This window comes from Streptomyces sp. NPDC002574, assembly GCF_042889545.1.
Lineage (GTDB): Bacteria > Actinomycetota > Actinomycetes > Streptomycetales > Streptomycetaceae > Actinacidiphila.
This window is the reverse complement of record NZ_JBIARB010000031.1, coordinates 1-18992: the sequence shown is the minus strand read 5'-3', so window position 1 is coordinate 18992 and position 18992 is coordinate 1. Positions and strand designations below refer to the sequence as shown.

Here is an 18992-nt window from a genome sequence, read left to right as displayed (position 1 = left end):
CACCACCCCCCAGGTCATACCTACGACAGGGGGCAACAGTCATACCGGGCCCGGAGGCCAGCGGCCCCATTGCAGGACCGCGAAAAAGATAACGGAGCACCCCTGAGAAGGTTCGGGGGTTTCCCCCAGTGCCACGGCGCGCAGCCGTCCGTACGGTGGCGTCATGGACGCCCGCGACCCAGAGCTGAAGAAGGAATTCGCCGCCACCCTTCAGGCGCGCAAGGACCTCGGTGAGGAGTACGAGTCGGCACTCGTCGACTCCTTCCTGGAGAAGATCGACCAGCGCATCGACGCCCAGGTCGAGCGGCGCGTGCGCCGTGAACTGGCCCAGCACCAGACGGCGTTCGCCCGGGCCGGCCGGCAGGTCGGTCCGCGCGGCGGCGACGAGGGGCGCGGCCGATTCGGCGCCCGCTACGGCTTCGCCGGCTTCTCCCTCATCATGGCCATCCCGCTCTCCGCCATCGGCGCGGGCCAGGCCCACCTGCCGGGCCTGCTCGTCGCCTGGGCCGGGATCGTGGGCGTCAACGTCGCCCAGTCCATGGGGTGGCTGTTCACCGACCGCGAGCGGGAGCGGGAGCGCCGCAGGAACGCGGACACCTGGGAGGACTGACCCCCGGCGTCAGTCCGCGAGCAGTGCCACGACCCGTCCCGCCGCCGCCTCGTCACGGGCCGCGGCGAACTGCTGCGGCCCGCCCGCCATGCGGAAGGGCAGCCCGTCCGCGGACAGCACCGTGCCGCCCGCCTCGGCGACGAGGAGGACGCCCGGTGAGTGGTCCCAGGGGTTGTCGTAGGCATACGTGGCCGCGTCGAGCCGCCCCAGGGCCACGTCGAGGTAGTCGCAGCCGGCCGAACCGCTCGCGCAGGGCTTGATCCCCTGCCCGGGGCCGAGGTCGTACAGGGCCCGGTGCTGGTGGGCGGTGAGGTTGGCCGGGCGGGCCCCGGCGACCAGCAGCACCTCGTCCGGGCCGCTCGCGACGGCCGGCAGCCGCAGCGGGCGCCCGCCGGACAGCGCGCCCGCGCCGCGCCGCGCGGTGGCCAGGACCCCGTCCACCGGCCGGTACACCCAGCACGCCAGCAGCTCGCCGCGCGCGGCGAGCGCGACCTGGGTGACGAAGGAGGCGTCGCCGCGGACGAAGTTGGAGGTGCCGTCGACCGGGTCGATGATCCAGACCGGGTCCTCGCCCAGCCAGGCGTCCAGCAGCCCGGGGTCGCCGTGCACAGCCTCCTCGCCGATCACCGCGGAGCCCGGGAGCAGTGCGGTGAGGGTCCTGGTGAGGCGTTCCTCGACCCGGCGGTCGGCGACCGTGACCAGGTCCTGCGGCCCCTTCTTCTCACTGATGTCGCCCGCGGCGAGCCTCCCGAAGCGGGAGAGCGCCTCCTCGTCGGCGACGGCGCGTACGGACTCCTCGACGGTGGCGAACATCTGTGCGTTGATCACGCGGTCTCTTTACCAGAAGAGCGGCCCGCGTGGACACGCGGGCCGCTCTTCGACGCCTTGCGCGGGGACCGCCGCACCCCCGGTCGCCCGGGGGGCGGGACGACGGCGGTCCCCGCGAGGGACGCGGGCCGGGTCAGGGCCTGGCCGCACGTCCTGGGGTCACCAGGGAGGTCCGGGAGCCGCTCCGGAGGTCCTTGGCGCCACATCCACGCTGTCAGCCGGCCGGTCCGGGACTTCCCGCCCGTCCTGCTGACACCGACCAATCTGCCGGAGCCGTGTTAAGACCGTGCTGCGCGGACGTGACGCGGATGTACCACTTCTGCGAAACCCTCGCCGCTTCCCCGGAACGCGCCCGGGGCTCGTTTACTTGGCGGTCTCGGCCAGGAAGGCCAGCAGGTCCTGCCTGCTCACGACGCCCGTGGGCTTGCCCTCGACCAGCACCACGGCCGCGTCGGCGGTGCCGAGGACGGCCATCAGGTCGGCGACCGGCTCGCCCGAGCCGACCTGCGGCAGCGGCGCGCACATGTGCCGCTCCAGCGGGTCGTCGAGGGTGGCGCGCTGGGTGAACAGCGCGTCCAGCAGCTCGCGCTCCACGACGGAGCCGATGACCTCGGCGGCCATGACGTCGGGGTGGCCGGCGCCGGGCTTGACGATCGGCATCTGGGAGACGCCGTACTCGCGCAGCACCTCGATGGCCTGGCCGACGGTCTCCTCCGGGTGCATGTGCACCAGGTGCGGCAGGCCGCCGTCCTTGCGGTCCAGGACGTCGGCGACGCGGCCCTGGCCGGTGCCCTCCTCCAGGAAGCCGTAGTCGGCCATCCACTCGTCGTTGAAGATCTTCGACAGGTAGCCGCGGCCGGAGTCCGGCAGCAGCACCACGACCACGTCGTCCGGGCCGAGCCGCTCGGCCACGCGCAGCGCCGCGACGACCGCCATGCCGCAGGAGCCGCCGACCAGCAGGCCCTCCTCCTTGGCCAGGCGCCGGGTCATCTGGAAGGCGTCCTTGTCGGAGACGGCCACGATCTCGTCGGCGACGGTGCGGTCGTAGGCGGTGGGCCAGAAGTCCTCACCGACGCCCTCGATCAGGTACGGGCGGCCGCTGCCGCCGCTGTACACCGAGCCCTCGGGGTCGGCGCCGACGACCTGGACCCTGCCGTCGGAGGCGTCCTTCAGGTAGCGGCCGGTGCCGGAGATGGTGCCGCCGGTACCGACGCCCGCCACGAAGTGCGTGATCCGCCCCTCGGTCTGCGACCACAGCTCGGGGCCGGTGGAGTGGTAGTGCGAGGCCGGGTTGTTGGGGTTGCTGTACTGGTCCGGCTTCCAGGCGTTCGGGATCTCGCGCACCAGGCGGTCGGAGACGTTGTAGTACGAGTCGGGGTGCTCGGGGTCCACGGCGGTGGGGCAGACCACGACCTCGGCCCCGTAGGCGCGCAGCACGTTGATCTTGTCAGTGGACACCTTGTCGGGGCAGACGAAGACGCACTTGTAGCCCTTCTGCTGGGCCACGATCGCCAGCCCCACACCCGTGTTGCCGGAGGTCGGCTCCACGATCGTGCCGCCCGGCTTGAGCTCGCCGCTCTTCTCCGCGGCCTCGATCATGCGCAGCGCGATCCGGTCCTTCACCGAGCCGCCCGGGTTGAAGTACTCGACCTTGGCCAGGACGGTGGCCTGGATCCCTGCGGTCACGCTGTTGAGCCTCACGAGCGGGGTGTTGCCGACGAGGCTGATCATCGAGTCGTGGAACTGCACCATTGTCTCCGGGTTCTCCGAGATTGTGAGGCCAGGGTAAGCGGTTTTCACGCGCCGGGCCGCTCCCTGGGGAGGCGGCCGCCGCACGCTTCACATTGGTGTTACGTACGCCCCGGTAGGTCCGGATGTAGAGTCGGATCGTGGCGCGATCACGACACGTCGCACCTACGACACCGGGCCTGTCGAACCGGGGGGTGAGCCATGACCGAACGGCACCCGAACCGCTCCGGGGCCGGCGCGGACACCGCCGACTACGCCGCCGCGCTGAGCGGTCTGGCAGCGGTGGAGTCCGGCCTCGCCGCCGTACGGGAGCGGCTGACCGCACTCGCCGCCGCCCGCCCGTCGCGACCGGCCGAACCGGTGATGCCCGGCGGGATCGCCGAGGTGGTCCACGGCGAGGCCGAGCAGCAGCACATCATCGAACAGCTCCAGCGCGAGGCGCGCAAGGAGGTGCTGACCTTCGTGCGGCCGCCCTACGTCTCCTCCGAGGGCAACTTCGTCCAGAAGGAGCGGCTGGCCTCCGGGGTCGAGTACCGCTCGCTGTACGAGACCACCGCGCTGGTCTACCCCGGCGCCGCCGACATGCCCGGCTTCGTCGAGCCGGGCGAGCTGGCGCGGGCCGCGCCGACCGTGCCCATGAAGCTGATGATCGTCGACGCGGAACGGGCCCTGCTGCCGCTGTCCGGCGGCCGCGACCGGTCGGTGGTGTCCTCCGCGGGGCTGCTGCTGCTGCATCCGTCGGTGCTGGTGGACGCCCTGCTGGAGCTGTTCGAGGACCGCTGGCTGCGCGGCACGCCGCTGCGGATGCCGGCGGTGGGCGACGCCGAGGAGGACCCGGAGTTCCCCGGCTCCCCCGAGCTCGACGAGCAACTGCTCTCCCTGCTGATGTCGGGGCTGCCCGACAAGGCGATCGCCTCGCAGCTCGGCATATCCCTGCGCACGCTGCAGCGCAGGATCCGCTCGCTCATGGAGTCCACGGGCACCGCCAACCGCACCCAGCTGGCCTGGTTCGTGGCGCAGCAGCGCCTGACCTGACGACGGTTGCGCCGGGCATCGGACGGGGCAACAAGGTGTTGTAAGCAATGCGGGCCGACGGGGGCCCGTGCGCGGCACGGGAGGTGGACCTTGTCCAGGGCAAGGGTGGCGCGGCGGATCGCGACGGCCGCCGCGTACGGAGGAGGCGGGATCGGGCTCCTGGGCGGAGCGGCGGTCGGCCTGGTGCTGACCGAGGCCGCGCTCGCCCGCCGCGTTGTCGGCGGCTCGGACGCCATCCCCCCGCGCGCGGGCGGCCACTACGGCGCCGCTTTCGCGCTGAGCAGCAGCGAACGGCCCCTCGTGCTGGCCCTCACGGGTGATTCGACGGCGGCGGGACAGGGCGTCCACCGGGCGAGCCAGACGGTCGGGGCGCTGCTCGCCTCCGGCCTGGCCGCGGTGGCGGAACGGCCGGTGCGGCTGGTCAACGTGGCCAACCCCGGCGCGAAGTCCGACGACCTGGCCCGCCAGGTCGATCTTCTGCTGGCGCCCGACGCGGGCCCCGCGCCGGACCTGTGCGTGGTGATGATCGGCGCGAACGACGTGACCCGGCGGATGCCGCTGGCGGTCTCGGTGCGGATGCTGTCCGACGCGGTGGGGCGGCTGCGCGAGGCGGGCGTCGAGGTGATCGTGGGCACCTGTCCCGACCTCGGCTCGGTCGAGCCGGTCTACCAGCCGCTGCGGTGGATCGCCCGCCGGCTGAGCCGGCAGCTGGCCGCGGCGCAGACCATCGCGGTGGTCGGGCTCGGCGGCCGTACCGTGTCGCTGGGCGACCTCCTGGGGCCCGAGTTCGAGTCGCGGCCGCGCGAGATGTTCGGCCCGGACAACTACCACCCCTCCGCCGAGGGGTACGCGACCGCCGCCATGGCGATGCTGCCGACCCTGTGCTCCGCGCTCGGGCTGTGGCCCGAGGAGGACGAGCGGCCGGACGCGCGCCGCGGCGAGGGCTTCATGCCGGTCGCCCAGGCCGCCGCCGAGGCGGCCGGCGAGGCCGGCACCGAGGTCGCCGCCGCCTCCGGCAGCGTCTCCGGTCCCCGCGGCCGCTGGGCCCTGCTCAAGCGGCGCCGCCGCCGCCGTCTGCCCGACACCGCCGATCCCACGCTCGCCGCCGAGGCGGCCGAAGCCGCCGCGGCAGCGGCCGAGGCCGCCCAGAACTGACGCCCGCCCCGCGAGGCCGCCCCGGGACGGGCCTCAGCGCGGCTGGTTGAAGCGCAGCAGGTTGCCCGAGGGGTCGCGGAAGGCGCAGTCGCGGACGCCGTAGGGCTGGTCCATCGGCTCCTGGAGGACTTCGGCGCCCGCCGCGCTGATGCGCTCGAAGGTCGCGTCGCAGTCGGGGGTGGAGAAGATGACGGCGCGGAGCATGCCCTTGGCCATCAGCTCCGCCATGGCCTGCTTGTCGGCGGGCGAGGCGTTGGGGTTGGCGAGCGGCGGTTCCAGCACGATGCTGACGCCGGGCTGCGCGGGTGAGCCGACGGTGACCCAGCGCATGCCCTCGAAGGAGACGTCGCTGCGGACCTCCAGGTCCAGGACGTCGCGATAGAAGGCGAGCGCCTTGTCATGGTCGTCGACGGCGATGAAGCACTGTGCAAGCGTGATGTCCATGGGCTTCACGCTAGGCCTGCGAGGGACCCCCCGCCGCACTGTTCCGGACGGGGCGGGTGAACATCTTGGCCACGCACGCCGGGATCGCCGCACCTGGCGCGTGGTCGCGTGCGCGGTACGCGCTCGGGCTCTCGCCGACCAGTTCCGTGAAGCGGGTGCTGAAGGAGCCCAGCGAGGTACAGCCGACGGCGAAGCACACCTCGGTGACCGAAAGGTCCCCTCGCCGCAGCAGTGCCTTGGCGCGTTCGATCCGGCGCGTCATGAGGTAGCTGTACGGCGTCTCGCCGAACGCGGCCCGGAAGCTGCGCGCGAAGTGACCGGTGGACATCAGGGCCCCGCGGGCCAGCGCGGGCACGTCCAGGGGTTCCGCGTAGTCGCGGTCCATCGCGTCCCGTGCCTGCCGCAGCCGTACCAGGTCCTCGGAGTTCACCCCGACAGCATCCCATGACCGCCGCGGGCTAAGCGGGCGCTCAGAAAGAGGCCCGTGTCACAGCGCACAGGAGGTGACTGGGTGCGCTACGGACAGGTAACTTCCCCAGGAGTACAGCCGTTTCCGACGCCGCCTCGACGAGGAGTCGCGATGCCCGAAGCCGTGATCGTCTCTGCCGCCCGCTCCCCCATCGGCCGGGCCATGAAGGGGTCCCTGAAGGACCTGCGCCCCGACGACCTCACCGCCACCATCATCCAGGCGGCGCTGGCCAAGGTCCCGCAGCTCGACCCGCGGGACATCGACGACCTGATGCTCGGCTGCGGTCTGCCCGGCGGCGAGCAGGGCCACAACCTGGGCCGGATCGTGGCCGTGCAGATGGGCATGGACCACCTGCCGGGCTGCACCGTGACGCGCTACTGCTCCTCCTCGCTGCAGACGACCCGGATGGCGCTGCACGCCATCAAGGCGGGCGAGGGCGACGTCTTCATCTCCGCGGGTGTGGAGACGGTGTCCCGCTTCATCAAGGGCAGCTCCGACGGCATGCCCGGCACCCACAACCCGCTCTTCGCGGAGGCCGAGGCCCGCACCGCGGCCCGCGCCGAGCAGGGCGGCGGGGAATGGCACGACCCGCGCGAGGACGGCGTGGTCCCGGACGCGTACATCGCGATGGGCCAGACCGCGGAGAACCTGGCCGCGCTGAAGGGCGTCACTCGCGCCGAGCAGGACGAGTTCGGCGTGCGCTCGCAGAACCTGGCCGAGGAAGCCATCAAGAAGGGCTTCTGGGAGCGGGAGATCACCCCGGTCACGCTGCCCGACGGCTCCGTGGTCTCCAAGGACGACGGCCCGCGCGCGGGCGTCACCCTGGAGGGCGTGCAGGGCCTGAAGCCGGTCTTCCGTCCCGACGGCACCGTCACCGCCGGCAACTGCTGCCCGCTGAACGACGGCGCGGCCGCGCTGGTCGTCATGAGTGACACCAAGGCCCGCGAGCTCGGCATCACCCCGCTCGCCCGCGTGGTGTCCACCGGCGTGTCCGGCCTGTCCCCGGAGATCATGGGCCACGGCCCGGTCGAGGCCTCCCGCCAGGCGCTCAAGCGGGCCGGGATGTCCATCGGCGACATCGACCTGGTCGAGATGAACGAGGCCTTCGCCGCGCAGGTCATCCCCTCCTACCGGGACCTGGGCGTCGACATCGACCGCCTCAACGTCAACGGCGGCGCGATCGCGGTCGGCCACCCCTTCGGCATGACCGGCGCCCGTATCACCACCACGCTGATCAACTCGCTGCAGTGGCACGACAAGCAGTTCGGCCTGGAGACGATGTGCGTCGGCGGCGGCCAGGGCATGGCCATGGTCATCGAACGCCTGTCGTAACGCCCGCGCGCGTGTCCTAAGTCGCAATCTAACCGCCCCCGGGATGTGACCTTCCCCCGGGGGCGGTCGTTTGCCCAGGTCAGGGGCGCAGCACTCGACCGCCCCAAGACTTTGGACCTACTCATATCGTGACGTTCCGCACTGCAGAGGCCATGGATTTGAGTGCACAGTGGTGTGTACAGGGGGCCAGGCTCGGGAAAGCACAGTCGGGAGTACGCCAGTGAGCGCCATGTTCCTCGTCCTGCTGACGGGTGCGGCAACCGCCGTGGCCGCCGGCACCGCCGCGCTGTTCGCCACGCGCGGCGTTCGTCGTGACGTCGCCGCCCTGCGCGCGGACCTGGCGGCGGCCACTGCCGCACATGCCGCCGTACCGGCCGCGCGCACCGCCGCGGAGACGCCCGGCGTCGAGGCCATACGGACCGCTGTCGCGGACGCGCTCGCCGACGAGCGCGAGCGGGAGCTCGCCGAGGCGCGGGCCTTCTGGGCCGCGCAGGAGGCACCCCTGGCCTACGGCACCGGCGAGGCGGGCGACGCCGTCGCCGACGCCCAGCTCGACGTCCAGATCTTCGGCGGCACCGGCTTCGGCACGGGCGCCGCGGGCGCGGACTACGAGGTCCTCCCGTACGGCCCGTTCCTGCCCCGCCAGGCGGACCTGACCGGCCTGGAGTCCGGCCCCGTCGGCCCGGTGCCCTTCCGGCACCCCTCCGACCCGGACTTCGCCGCGCCGGCCCCGGTCGTGGCCAACCAGGAGCAGACCGCCGAGCGCCTCGGCGAGCTCGCCGACCTGCGGATGCCGCTGGCCGACGTACGGCCCGGCCCGCTCGGCACGCTGGACGTGTACGTCTTCGCCGACGGCACCACGCTCTGCATGACCCCGGGCGACCGCGAGACCGCGGACCGGCTCTGCGACGCCCTGGACAGCGGTGAGTCCCCGGTCCTGCTGGGCGGCTCCGCGGTGGCCGGCGGCTACGCGCTCACCTTCACCTTCGGCGAGGAGTCGGTGTACGTCCTGGCCGACCGGGTGGTCGCCTCCCTCTGACCCGCTTTCCTACAGACCCCAGCGCGAGGCCGTGTCCCGGATCCGGGACACGGCCTCGTCGCGTACCCCGGCCAGCTCCGGGTGCGGTTCCAGCGCCGCGGCCAGCTCGTGCGCGGCCACCGCGATCTGGTCCCCGACGGCGAAGATGCCGTCGTCCGGCAGCGGCAGCGGCTCCCGCCCGGGGAACTCGATCCGCTGCGCCCGCGCGGCCAGCTCACGGGCGAGTGCCAGCCCCGCCGCCGCCGGCTCACCGCGCAGCCTGCTCTGCGGCAGGGAGCGGTAGCGTCCGGCCAGGGTCCCGGCGGCCTCGCGAAGCGTCGTACAGTCCAGCACGGCCGGGAGCCTACCCGGTACGTACACAGAACCGAGCGCGTTGCACTGTTGCCATCGGGAGAAGCCTCAGGCACGGTGGGGTGACCGGAACGCATACCGGAGGCGCCGATGTCCCAGACCTTCTCTGAAGAGACCCACCGGAACCTGCTCTCCCACATCCCGAATTGCACCGGCCGCGAGATCGGCGATTGGCTTCGCACGGTCGACGACGGGCCCGCTTTCCTCCGCTTCGAGGAAAAAGTCAGCTGGCTGCGCAGCGAGCACGACCTGTCCTACGGACACGCCAAGGCGATCGTCCATGAGTACGACCTGAGGCGCGCCGCCAGAAGGCTCGGCTAGCCACCTCCCCCCGCGCATGCGAACGGGCCCCGAAAGGCACTGCCTCCGGGGCCCGTTGAATGCCGTTGTCCGCTCGGCTAGTCGTCGCCGCGCAGGATCGCGATCAGCCGCAGCATCTCCAGGTAGATCCAGACCAGGGAGAGCGTGAGGCCGAAGGCCGCCATCCAGGACTCCTTACGCGGAGCCCCGTAACGCACGCCGTCCTCGATCTGCTTGAAGTCCAGCGACAGGAAGAACGCGCCCAGCGCGACCCCGATGATGCCGACCACGATGCCCAGCGGGCCGCTGCGCAGGCCCAGGCCGTCGCCGCCGCCGATCATCGCCACGATGAAGTTGACGAAGAGCAGGATGACGAAACCGATGGCGATCGCCATGCCGATACGGGCGTAGCGGGCCGTCACCCGGATGAGGCGGGTGCGGTACGCCACGAGCATGCCCGCGAAGACCGCCATCGTGCCCAGCACGGCCTGGAGCGGGATGCCCGGCCACATGAAGTCGAGGATCTTGCTCCAGACGCCCAGGAAGACGCCCTCGAAGACCGCGTAGCCGAGGATCAGCGCCGGCGACGGCTCGCGCTTGAAGGACTGGATCAGTCCCAGCACCAGCGCGACGAGGGAGGCGCCGATCGCCAGGCCGTAGCTCTGCTTCGACACCGGCAGGGCGAACCACGCCACGAGCGCGCCGAGCACGACCGTGCCCAGGGTCATGGCGGTCCGCATGACGACGTCGTCCATCGTCATCCGGCCGGTCTGCGCCGGGGCGGTGGGCGGGGCCTGGTACGTCGTCGTGTCGTAGGGGTTCGTGCCCGCGTACGGATTACCCCCCGCGTACGGGCTGCCCTGCGTCTGCGGCTGCGCACCGCCGAAGCCCGCGTAGCCCTCCCCGCGGGAGAACCCCCGCCGGGAGAAGACCGGGTTGCTGCTCCTCATCTGTCACTCCTCCATGGCCGCGCGATACGGCTTCGCACCAAGAGTAATGGCATGGCAAAGCGGGCGGTCTAGTCCTCAAGGAGGATCTTCTTCCGTTCTTAACACCGATGCCACGCAGGGGATGGGCCGGACGGGTGAACCGCGGGCCGGGACGACAACGGAGCCCCGGGGGCGTGATCGCCCCGGGGCTCCGTTGTCGGTGCGTCAGCGCTTCAGTGCGTCAGCGCATCGGCGCGGCACTCAGTGGCGCGCGAGGACCTGGCGCAGCACGTCGTAGACGTAGGTGTTGGCGTGCTTGCCGGTGAACCGGTCGGACAGCGGGCCGGCCGCGGTGACGGGCACGTCCACACCGGTGTGACCGGAGGTGGTCCAGTCGATGTAGAAGCTCTTCTCGCTGCCGCGGATGCTGAACGGACCGTCCTCGGCGGAGATGGCGTCGCCGGACTCGTCGGCGGCGTCGGCCTCCTCGACGGCCAGGCCGCCGGTCTCGTGGTCGCCGGTGATGACGAGCAGCGTGTCGGAGTGGGTGGCGACGTACGCACGGGCCACGGCCACGGCCTTCTCCAGCTCCTGCATGGACTGCAGGGTGCGGGTGGCGTTGTTGGAGTGCGCGAACTCGTCGGTGCCCTCCTCCTCGACCATGAGGAAGAAGCCCTTCTTGTTCTTGTCCAGCGTGCTCAGGGCCTTGCTGGTCATGGTGGAGAGACCGACCACCGGGCTGTACACGTCGCCCTGGCCCTCGGGACGCTGCTGGAACATCTCCTCGTTGGCGAAGAGACCGAGCAGCTTGCCGCTCTTGGCGCGGTTGAGCTGGTCCGCGCTGGTGACGTAGGAGTAACCGGCCTTCTGGGCCTTCTTGATGAGGTCGCCCTTGGTGCCCTTGCTCGCCTCGGACGGGTCCTCGGCGGGCTGGTCCTTGAACGCGCCGGCGCTGCCCGCGGGCAGCCACCAGTCCTCGCCACCGCCCAGGATGACGTCGGGCTTGCTGACCTCGATGTACTGACGCGCGATCTCGTCCTGCGCCGAACGGTTGACGGTGTTCGAGAAGAACGCCGCCGGCGAGGCGTCGGTGACCTGCGCGGTGGTGACCAGGCCGGTGGCCTTGCCGGCCGCCTTGGCCTGCTGGCCGAGGGTGGCCAGCGGGTTGCCGTCCACGTCGACGCTGATGGCGCCGTTGTAGGTCTTCTCACCCGTGGCCCACGCGGTCGCGGCGGCGGCCGAGTCGGTGACGACGGCCTTCGGGTCGTCCGGCTCGGTGGTCAGCTGGCCCGAGACGGGGAGCTTGTCCATGGCGAGCTGGCCGTTCAGGCCCGTGAAGTGCAGGCGGGCGGCCTGGCGCAGGGCCGCGCCCATGCCGTCGCCGTTGATGAAGATGACGTTCTTGGCAGTCGGGGTCTTGGCCTTCGCGGCCTGCGGCGCCGAGGCGGAAGCGCCCAGCGTCGGGTTGACCACCATCGTCACGACCGCGGCGGCTATGGCAGCAGCGGCGGGAGCGGCGAACCGCCGGGCCCTACGAGCATCCAGGGACACAACGTCCTCCGTTGTAGTTCTTGCCCATTACTTGACCGCGACGATAGGAGCCTCCGGGGGGAGGTTGACCAAAAGCAGATGACCAGTACGCAACGAGATCTCCAGGGACTGGTAAAGCCGCAGGCCCGTACTTGTCCGTACAGGTCGCTCGGGGACCATCCCCCGAAGAGCCCGGCGCCACGTCGGCCGACCACCGCGCACACGGCACCGGCGCACCCCCGCGCCGCCGGCGTGATGGACCATCACCCCTGCGGGGGCCTGCCGTTCGGCCTCCGGGAGCCGGTCGCCGGGCACGCCGGGCGGCGGCCGGACACCTGCGCTGCGCCGGCGCCTCCACCGTGCGGGAGGCCGGCGTCCGGCCGGCGTCTGCGTACAGATGCGCGCAGCTCAGGGACGGCGCGAAGGGCCTGGGCGGGCGGATTCCACCGGCTCCGGCGGCCACCGGGGCTTTACCGTGGCGTTGCCCGCCGCATACCGGGGGCGGGACGGCTCATGGGCCGGGGCGGTCCGCGGGGCCGTGGTCGGCCGGGAGGAGCCGTCCGCGGCCGGCCAGGCGGAAGAGGAGCACGAGCGAGGGAAGGATCAGCAGCCCCGCCACGATCGCCACGCCGACCGTGACCCACAAGGTGGCGTTCGGCGCCGCGGCTTCGGGGATCTCCACGTGGGTGCCGAGGAGATAGGGGTACTGGGCGACGCCCCAGCCGAGGACGACCAGGGCGACCGCGGCGGCGGCCATGGCCCGCAGGCCCGAGGTCCTGGTGCCGCGCAGCATCACCATGCCGGCCGCACCGCACAGGGCGGCGACCAGGACCAGGGGCAGCGCGCGGTGGCTGAGCTGGTGGAAGAGCCGGGGGGCGTCGTGCCGGAGCACGAAGATCCCCGCGATGCTGACGGCTCCGGTCAACAGGCCGGCGAGCAGCGCCCGGTCGCGGAAGTACCGTGCCAGGCCGGGCTCGTGCTGCCGCCCGGCGGCCACGTGCAGGTAGACGGCGGCCAGGTAGGCGCAGACCAGGACGGCCAGGACGCCGCCGAGGACGGAGGTGGGGTTGAGCCAGCTGGTGATCGCGTTCCCGTTGCCGCCGGCGGGCACCCGGCCCGAGGCGATGCCCCCGGCGATGGAACCGAAGCAGTACGGGGCCAGCAGGGACGACAGCGCGAAGGCGGCCCCGTACACGCGCTGTTCCGGCGTGCGCAGCGAGGCCTTGCGGAAGGCGAAGCCCGCGCCCCGCAGGACGATGCCGAGCGCGGCGAGCCCCAGGGGCACGTAGAGGGTCGTGGTGATGGCCGTGTAGGCGGTGGGGAAGCCCGACCAGAGGAACACCAGGCAGTACACGAGCCACGTGTGGTTGGCCTCCCACACCGGGCCGAGCGAGGTGTCGATCAGGTGTCGCGGTCTCCTGCCCCGCTCGGCACCGCCCGCCGTGAGGTCCCAGAAGCCCGCGCCGAAGTCGGCCCCGCCGAGCACGGCGTAGGCGATGACGCCGACGAACAGGAAGACGGCGACGAGTTGGGGCATCACTGCCCCGATCCCACGGGGACGCCCGTGCGGTCCGGGCCGGAACCGGGACCGTAGGGGACGTCCACCTCGTCGTCGCCCTCGGCCTGCCAGCGGCGCTTCATCGACAGCAGCACCCCCACTGCGCTCGCGCCGACGGCCGCGTAGATGGCGAGGACGGCCCCGAAGAACGGCCACAGGTTCCCCTGGGTGGTGACCGCGTCCCGGGTGAGGAGGTACCCGACGACCGTCCAGGGCTGGCGGCCCACCTCCGTGACGACCCATCCGGTCTCCAGGCACGCCACCGCGGCCAGGCCGCTGACCGCGCAGCACCGCAGGAACCAGCGCCGGCCGTCGACGCTGCGGTGCCGCCACCACAGCCAGGCGAACCAGACGGCGAGCGCCAGCAGGGCGGTGGACAGGCCGACCATGATGTCGAAGGCCAGGTGCACGGTGCTGACGATCCGGTCGGAGGGGCGCACGGCCGCCGGGATGGCCTCCAGCCCGCTGATCCTCGTGGACGGGCGGAACCCCGCCAGCAGCGAGGCCACGTCCGGAAGGGGCAGGCCGTAGCGGACCTCGCCGTCGACGAGGACGCCCCCGAGGGTCTCGGGGACGTGGGTGCCGGTGGACGGCAGGAGTTCGATGGCCGCGAACTTCGCGGGCTCCGCCTCGAAGACGTACCGGGCGATCGTGTCCCCGACGACCATCTGGAAGGGCAGCACGACGGCCGCGGTGACGAACCCGATGAGGAACCCGAGCCGGTGGTAGCGGGAGGTCCGGCCGCGCAGCATGCCCACCGCGTAGACGCTCGCCACCCCGAAGCCGGCGACGATGTAGGCGGCGAGCAGCATGTGCAGCATCTCCCACCAGAAGGCCCCGTTGAAGAAGACCTCGGCCGGGCGGACGGCGACCACCCGGCCGTCCCGCAGGGTGAACCCGCCGGGCTGGTTCATCCAGCTGTTCGCGGCGATCACGGCGGCCGCGCCGCCGATGCTCGACAGCGCCACCGGCACGCCGGTCCAGAAGTGGGCCCACGGCGGCATGCGGTCCCAGCCGTAGATGTAGATCGACACGAAGATCGCCTCGAGGAAGAAGAAGAGTCCCTCGATCGCGAAGGGGAAGCCGAACGCGGCTCCGTACCGGCCCATCAGCCCGGGCCACAGGATGCCGAGTTCGAAGGAGAGGACCGTGCCGGTGATCGCCCCCACGGCGAACAGCACCGCGGCCACCTTGGACCAGCGCCGGGCCAGGAGCAGGGCGTCCTGGTCGCCGCGGCGCAGTCCGCGGTGGTTCGCGACGAGCATCAGCGTGGTGAGCGCGACACCGAAGGGCACCAGGATGATGTGGAAGCCCAGGGTGAAGGCCATCTGCTGACGCGCCGGCAGGAGCTGGTCGGGGTCCCCCGCGGCGGCGAGGCTGCGCACGGCGTCGAGCACGGGGGTCACGACGGGCCCCACCGGTGGACTGTCACCATGCATCACCCTGGAGTCATTCGTCCGGTTATGTGGTGATACACAGTAGGTGACGGCACCTCCGGTGCCCGGGATTCGGCCGTTCCCGGGACCGGCGGCGCCCCCGCGGGCTCAGCCCACGCACTCGTTCTTGTCGGCCCGCGCCGTCTGGATGTCGGCCGGCGGCTTGTCCGGGTCGGTGAGCGCGAGACCCGCGCCCCGGTAGTCGGCGCCGAGGGTGAGCGTCATGTCCGTGCCGGGGTCCGCGGCGTCGGTGGAGGGACGCAGCGCCGAGGCGGGCAGCCCCATCATCGCGGCCAGGGCCCGGGCCTGGTCGGCCTGGTCGGGGCCGTAGACCAGGGTGGTCCGGTCCTGCTTCCCGCCGGGCGCGTTGCCGCCCTTGGTCGCGTGGCTGACGCCCTTGGTGTCGAGCAGCCAGTCCAGCGTCGTCTGCGCCGCGCCCTGCGGGCCGCCCCCGTTGTAGACGGTGACCTGGACCTGCGAGGGGTCCGCCTTCGTGCCGCGGAGCTTGGCGTCGGCGGCCGCGGGCTTCTTCTTGGGGGCCCCGGTCAGGGAGACGTCGTTCTTGATGGCCCTGAAGACCTGCGGCGCCTTGGTCTCGTCGACCACGACCGTCGCGTGGAACTTGATCTCGGCGGGGTTGTCCAGGACCGGCAGTGTCGTGAAGGTGATGTTCTTCGGGTCGACCTTGCTCAGGTCCTTCGCGAGGCCGCTGAGCTTCGCGACGCTGCCGATGCCGGTGTCCACGGTGAGCGCGCTGGTGGCGGCGTTGGCCAGCTTGAACAGCTTGCCCGGGTCGGAGAGCGTGTCTCCGGACTTCATCTCGCGGATCATCGAGCCCAGGAACTGCTGCTGGAGGTGGATGCGGTCCAGGTCGCTGCCGTTCGTCAGCGAGTGGCGGGTCCTGACGAACTGCAGGGCCTGCTCGCCCTCCACCCGGTGCGGCCCCTTGGCCAGCTTCAGATGGGAGCCCTGCCCCTTGGAGTCGGTGTCGTCGATGGCGTGGGTGAGGCAGATCGGGACCCCGCCGACGGCCGTGGACAGGGTCTTCACGGCCTCGAAGTCGACCATCATGAAGTGGTCGATCGGCAGGCCGGTGATCTGCGTGACGGTCCGCATCGTGCAGCCCGGGTCGCGGCCCTCCTGGCCGAGGCTCTCGTTGAAGCGCGGGCTGAAGGTTGCCTTGGCGGTGGCGGGGATCGTCTTGGTGGAGCCGTCCTTCTGCTTGGTGGGGCAGGCCGGGATGCCGACGATCATGTCGCGCGGGATGCTCATGACGGTCGCGTTCGACCGGTCCTTCGCCACGTGCACCAGGAGCGTGGTGTCGGCGTGGCCGACGTTGTCGGAGTCTCCGTACTTCCCGCCGAGGCCCACCCGGCTGTCGGTCCCGATGACCAGGATGTTGACCGCGTCGTGGCTGGTGGCGTTCTTGTTGCCCGCCGTGCCGACGTCCACGGTGCTGATGTTGCCGTCGAAGTGCCGGTACAGGAAGTACGCGCCGGCGCTGCCCGCGAGCACGACGAACCCGAGCGTGCCCGCGGTCCACATCAGGACCTTGCGCTTCGTGGAGCGCTTGGCCTTGCGGGACGGCTTCGCCGCACCGCGGCGACCGCCCTCCGGGTACGGGGCGGGTGCCTGGGCGGCGCGCTGCTCCTCGCGGCGCGCTCTGCGGCCGCCCTGCGCGGGCACCGTGGCGGCCGGAGCCCCCCCGGGATCCAGCCGCAGCCGGTAGGTACCGGTCTCCGGGTCGAGGACCCACTGGTCCGCGGGGTCGATGTGACGGCCGTCCTCGGTGTCCACGGTTGTTCGGGTCCTCCGTCCACGCCTGCGGCACGGCCCCTGGCGCTCGATCGTCGTCTGTCCTGTCCCGGACACCCCGTGGCCGTCCCGGGGACAACGGTTCAGACATCCGAACAGCGCTCATGGTTGCGCTCGAAGTCGGTCAACTTCTCACTCCTCGCGCACATTTACCGAACAAGTAGGGCACGGGACCGATCGCCGGGGGCTACGGTCGCGGGCATGCCCGGACACACAACCCTCGGCGCCACCCGCGAGGCCTACGACGCGGTGGCCACCACGTACGCCGACCTGTTCCGCGACGAGCTGCGCGGCAGACCCCTGGACCGCGCCGTCCTGAGCGCCTTCGCCGAGGTCGTGAGCGCCGGCGGCAACGACCGGGTCGCCGATCTGGGGTGCGGGCCCGGCCATGTCACCGCCCACCTGGCCGAACTGGGACTGGCGCCGTCCGGCGTGGACGCCTCTCCCGCGATGATCACGCTGGCCCGGCAGGCCCATCCGCACCTGCGGTTCGACGTGGGGTCGATGGCCGCGCTGGACATCGCCGACGGCGCGCTGGGCGGCGTGCTCTCCCGGTGGTCCATCATCCACACTCCGCCCCACGAACTCGCCCCCGTCCTGGCCGAGTTCCACCGCGTACTGGCCCCGGGCGGCCACCTCCTGGTCGGCTTCTCGGCCGGCGGCGACGCGTCCCATCCGGCGCAGGTCTTCGACCACGCCGTCGCACCGGCCTATCGGTGGTGGCCCGATCATCTCGCCGCGCTACTGCGCACGTCCGGACTGGCCGAGGTGGCCCGGATGGTCCGCGAGCCGCAGCCCACGGACCGGCGCCAGTTCCGGGAGGTGCACCTGCTCGCCCGCAAGGCCCCGGCGGCGGGCGGCGCCTGAGCCCGGCCCGGCGGCGGGTGCCCGTCGGGGTGCGTATGCCCCGGATCAGGGGGCGGCCGCACCTGTGGGTAGTGTCGGCGCGCGATGCAGCGGCCGGCCTGGGTTGCCGCGGCCGAGTCGATGTACTGGGAAGGACAAGGCATGAGCAGAGTCGAAGGGGCGGCACGTCCGCCCCGTGCCTCTCGTCGACCGGCGGAGAGCCGGGCCGGCGCCGCGGGGAACGGTGCCCTGTGACTCTGGGGGACACGGCTGTCATAGCCGCCGACGCCGGCGGGACGGCCTCCGCGGCGGACCCGCAGCCACGCGTCGAGGCGAAGCAGGGCCACGCCGGCAAACGCCTGCACGCGCTGGACGGACTGCGGCTGGTCGCCGCGTTGTCGGTCCTGCTCTTCCACTACCTCTCCCGCGGGGCGGAGGTCTCGGACGCCTGGGGGCAGCCGAGCCGCGAGGTCCTCCCGGCCGGGACCCCGGTCTCGGACTACGGGTGGCTGGGGGTGGAGTTCTTCTTCCTCATCAGCGGCTTCGTGATCTGCATGAGCGCCTGGGGCCGCGGCCTCGGGCAGTTCCTCCGCTCCCGGATCACCCGGCTCTACCCCGCCTACTGGGCGGCCATCGTGCTGATCAGCGTCGCGGTGACGGCCTTCCCCGTCCTGACGGCCCGCCCCGGCATCCACGAGATCCTGCTGAACCTCACGATGCTCCACGAGCCGCTGGGGACGCCGCACGTGAGCGGTGTTTTCTGGAGCCTGTGGGTCGAGCTGCGCTTCTACCTGCTCTTCGCCCTGGTCGTCTGGAAGGGCGTCACCTACCGCAGCACCGTCGCCTTCTGCTGCCTGTGGACCGTCGGCACCGTCATCACGCACGCCGCCAATGACACGCTGCTCAACAACCTGCTGATACCGAAGTACTCCGCCTACTTCATCGCCGGCATCGGCTTCTACCTGATCCACCGCTTCGGCTCCCACGCGGTGGCCTGGGGGATCGTCGGCGTCTCCTGGCTCATCGCCCAGGAGACGGTGGTCGCGGAGACGGAACGTTTCAGCAAGTTGATCCACACCGATCTCTCCGGCGGCGTGGCCTCCGCCGTGGTCACCCTGTGCTTCGTTGTGATGGCCGGGGTCGCGCTCGGCTGGTTCAGCCACTTCAATTGGCGCTGGCTCACCTTCGCGGGCACCTTGACCTATCCCCTGTACCTGGTGCACGAGAGCATCGGCCGCCTGGTGATCTACGGCCTGCACGGCCACCTGGGCCCCGTCGCGACCCTCGCGACCACCACGGTCGCGATGCTGGTGCTCGCCTGGCTGCTCCACGTCCTCGCCGAGAAGCCGCTCGCGCGGCGCCTCAAGCGCACCTTGGAGCGTCCCCTCCCGGCCGGTGGCCTCAGCCGTCCCACGGCGCGGTGACCACCCGGTACGACGGCGCCCGTCACCCGCGAAGGTGACGCCGGGCGGCACTGAGGGCGAGCACGTGGTGCGTGCTCGCCCTCGGTCACGCCGGGTGGCGTGTCAGTCGGTGGTTCAGCCCTGCGCGGGCACGACCTGGACG

At 71.9% G+C, this 18992-nt stretch carries 18 protein-coding genes; 8 read left to right on the top strand and 10 right to left on the bottom strand.

What is annotated here, in order from left to right; all coding sequences use genetic code 11:
* Nucleotides 1–163: 163 nt before the first annotated feature.
* Nucleotides 164–610: a hypothetical protein gene (locus ACFYXS_RS39510; protein ID WP_389256643.1), complete on the top strand. Its 447-nt coding sequence runs from the start codon at nt 164–166 to the stop codon at nt 608–610.
* 9 nt (nt 611–619) lie between these two features.
* Here ACFYXS_RS39510 and ACFYXS_RS39505 read toward each other — a convergent pair whose 3' ends face one another.
* Nucleotides 620–1438, bottom strand: a complete 819-nt coding sequence (locus ACFYXS_RS39505; protein ID WP_389256642.1) for an inositol monophosphatase family protein — start codon at nt 1436–1438, stop codon at nt 620–622.
* A 363-nt stretch (nt 1439–1801) separates the two neighbouring features.
* Nucleotides 1802–3187, bottom strand: a complete 1386-nt coding sequence (locus ACFYXS_RS39500; RefSeq protein ID WP_389256648.1) for a cystathionine beta-synthase — start codon at nt 3185–3187, stop codon at nt 1802–1804.
* Between the two features lie 201 nt (nt 3188–3388).
* On the opposite strand from ACFYXS_RS39500, the gene ACFYXS_RS39495 reads away from it, so the two are divergent.
* Both ACFYXS_RS39495 and ACFYXS_RS39490 read left to right on the top strand, forming a co-directional pair.
* Nucleotides 3389–4222 carry a LuxR C-terminal-related transcriptional regulator gene (locus tag ACFYXS_RS39495; RefSeq protein ID WP_389256641.1) on the top strand — a complete coding sequence of 278 codons (834 nt, stop codon included), beginning with the start codon at nt 3389–3391 and terminating at the stop codon, nt 4220–4222.
* 105 nt (nt 4223–4327) lie between these two features.
* The gene (locus ACFYXS_RS39490) at nt 4328–5377 is read left to right on the top strand and encodes an SGNH/GDSL hydrolase family protein (protein ID WP_389256647.1); all 1050 of its coding nucleotides are present in this window, start codon (nt 4328–4330) and stop codon (nt 5375–5377) included.
* A gap of 33 nt (nt 5378–5410) precedes the next feature.
* On the opposite strand, the gene ACFYXS_RS39485 is transcribed toward ACFYXS_RS39490, so the two are convergent.
* Complete coding sequence (locus tag ACFYXS_RS39485) at nt 5411–5821, bottom strand: VOC family protein (protein WP_389256640.1); 411 nt, start codon at nt 5819–5821, stop codon at nt 5411–5413.
* Between the two features lie 10 nt (nt 5822–5831).
* Nucleotides 5832–6251 (bottom strand): helix-turn-helix domain-containing protein, encoded by a 420-nt coding sequence (locus ACFYXS_RS39480; RefSeq protein ID WP_389256639.1) that lies wholly within the window; start codon nt 6249–6251, stop codon nt 5832–5834.
* A 150-nt stretch (nt 6252–6401) separates the two neighbouring features.
* Between ACFYXS_RS39480 and ACFYXS_RS39475 the strand changes: the two genes are divergently transcribed.
* A complete protein-coding gene (locus ACFYXS_RS39475; protein ID WP_389256638.1) occupies nt 6402–7622 on the top strand; it encodes an acetyl-CoA C-acetyltransferase in 1221 nt (406 codons plus the stop codon).
* Nucleotides 7623–7851: 229 nt separating this feature from the next.
* Nucleotides 7852–8661 carry a hypothetical protein gene (locus tag ACFYXS_RS39470; RefSeq protein WP_389256646.1) on the top strand — a complete coding sequence of 270 codons (810 nt, stop codon included), beginning with the start codon at nt 7852–7854 and terminating at the stop codon, nt 8659–8661.
* Between the two features lie 9 nt (nt 8662–8670).
* On the opposite strand, the gene ACFYXS_RS39465 is transcribed toward ACFYXS_RS39470, so the two are convergent.
* Nucleotides 8671–8994: a hypothetical protein gene (locus ACFYXS_RS39465; protein WP_389256637.1), complete on the bottom strand. Its 324-nt coding sequence runs from the start codon at nt 8992–8994 to the stop codon at nt 8671–8673.
* Nucleotides 8995–9102: 108 nt separating this feature from the next.
* Here ACFYXS_RS39465 and ACFYXS_RS39460 point away from each other — a divergent pair, with 108 nt between their 5' ends.
* Complete coding sequence (locus ACFYXS_RS39460; RefSeq protein WP_389256636.1) at nt 9103–9333, top strand: DUF4287 domain-containing protein; 231 nt, start codon at nt 9103–9105, stop codon at nt 9331–9333.
* A 77-nt stretch (nt 9334–9410) separates the two neighbouring features.
* On the opposite strand, the gene ACFYXS_RS39455 is transcribed toward ACFYXS_RS39460, so the two are convergent.
* The 5 genes from ACFYXS_RS39455 to ACFYXS_RS39435 all read right to left on the bottom strand — a co-directional run bounded on the left by ACFYXS_RS39455 (nt 9411) and on the right by ACFYXS_RS39435 (nt 16562).
* A complete protein-coding gene (locus ACFYXS_RS39455; RefSeq protein WP_389256635.1) occupies nt 9411–10262 on the bottom strand; it encodes a Bax inhibitor-1/YccA family protein in 852 nt (283 codons plus the stop codon).
* Between the two features lie 240 nt (nt 10263–10502).
* Nucleotides 10503–11717: an alkaline phosphatase gene (locus tag ACFYXS_RS39450; protein ID WP_389256645.1), complete on the bottom strand. Its 1215-nt coding sequence runs from the start codon at nt 11715–11717 to the stop codon at nt 10503–10505.
* A 565-nt stretch (nt 11718–12282) separates the two neighbouring features.
* A complete protein-coding gene (locus ACFYXS_RS39445; protein ID WP_389256634.1) occupies nt 12283–13308 on the bottom strand; it encodes a cytochrome d ubiquinol oxidase subunit II in 1026 nt (341 codons plus the stop codon).
* A complete protein-coding gene (locus ACFYXS_RS39440) occupies nt 13308–14657 on the bottom strand; it encodes a cytochrome ubiquinol oxidase subunit I (protein ID WP_389256644.1) in 1350 nt (449 codons plus the stop codon). The genes ACFYXS_RS39445 and ACFYXS_RS39440 overlap by 1 nt, the downstream gene beginning before the upstream one ends.
* A 216-nt stretch (nt 14658–14873) precedes the next feature.
* Nucleotides 14874–16562 carry an LCP family protein gene (locus ACFYXS_RS39435; protein ID WP_389256633.1) on the bottom strand — a complete coding sequence of 563 codons (1689 nt, stop codon included), beginning with the start codon at nt 16560–16562 and terminating at the stop codon, nt 14874–14876.
* Between the two features lie 219 nt (nt 16563–16781).
* Here ACFYXS_RS39435 and ACFYXS_RS39430 point away from each other — a divergent pair, with 219 nt between their 5' ends.
* Nucleotides 16782–17447 carry a class I SAM-dependent DNA methyltransferase gene (locus tag ACFYXS_RS39430; RefSeq protein ID WP_389256632.1) on the top strand — a complete coding sequence of 222 codons (666 nt, stop codon included), beginning with the start codon at nt 16782–16784 and terminating at the stop codon, nt 17445–17447.
* Nucleotides 17448–17677: 230 nt separating this feature from the next.
* Nucleotides 17678–18850: an acyltransferase family protein gene (locus ACFYXS_RS39425; RefSeq protein ID WP_389256631.1), complete on the top strand. Its 1173-nt coding sequence runs from the start codon at nt 17678–17680 to the stop codon at nt 18848–18850.
* Nucleotides 18851–18992 lie beyond the last annotated feature (142 nt).

What these genes read in the sequence shown, in the direction of transcription:
- ACFYXS_RS39455 (WP_389256635.1), bottom strand. Translation starts at nt 10,262, where the DNA reads ATGAGGAGCAGCAACCCGGTCTTCTCCCGGCGGGGGTTCTCCCGCGGG.
- ACFYXS_RS39445 (WP_389256634.1), bottom strand. Translation starts at nt 13,308, where the DNA reads ATGCCCCAACTCGTCGCCGTCTTCCTGTTCGTCGGCGTCATCGCCTAC.
- ACFYXS_RS39475 (WP_389256638.1), top strand. Translation starts at nt 6,402, where the DNA reads ATGCCCGAAGCCGTGATCGTCTCTGCCGCCCGCTCCCCCATCGGCCGG.
- ACFYXS_RS39485 (WP_389256640.1), bottom strand. Translation starts at nt 5,821, where the DNA reads ATGGACATCACGCTTGCACAGTGCTTCATCGCCGTCGACGACCATGAC.
- ACFYXS_RS39470 (WP_389256646.1), top strand. Translation starts at nt 7,852, where the DNA reads ATGTTCCTCGTCCTGCTGACGGGTGCGGCAACCGCCGTGGCCGCCGGC.
- ACFYXS_RS39495 (WP_389256641.1), top strand. Translation starts at nt 3,389, where the DNA reads ATGACCGAACGGCACCCGAACCGCTCCGGGGCCGGCGCGGACACCGCC.
- ACFYXS_RS39450 (WP_389256645.1), bottom strand. Translation starts at nt 11,717, where the DNA reads ATGGTGGTCAACCCGACGCTGGGCGCTTCCGCCTCGGCGCCGCAGGCC.
- ACFYXS_RS39510 (WP_389256643.1), top strand. Translation starts at nt 164, where the DNA reads ATGGACGCCCGCGACCCAGAGCTGAAGAAGGAATTCGCCGCCACCCTT.
- ACFYXS_RS39430 (WP_389256632.1), top strand. Translation starts at nt 16,782, where the DNA reads ATGCCCGGACACACAACCCTCGGCGCCACCCGCGAGGCCTACGACGCG.
- ACFYXS_RS39440 (WP_389256644.1), bottom strand. Translation starts at nt 14,657, where the DNA reads ATGGCCTTCACCCTGGGCTTCCACATCATCCTGGTGCCCTTCGGTGTC.
- ACFYXS_RS39460 (WP_389256636.1), top strand. Translation starts at nt 9,103, where the DNA reads ATGTCCCAGACCTTCTCTGAAGAGACCCACCGGAACCTGCTCTCCCAC.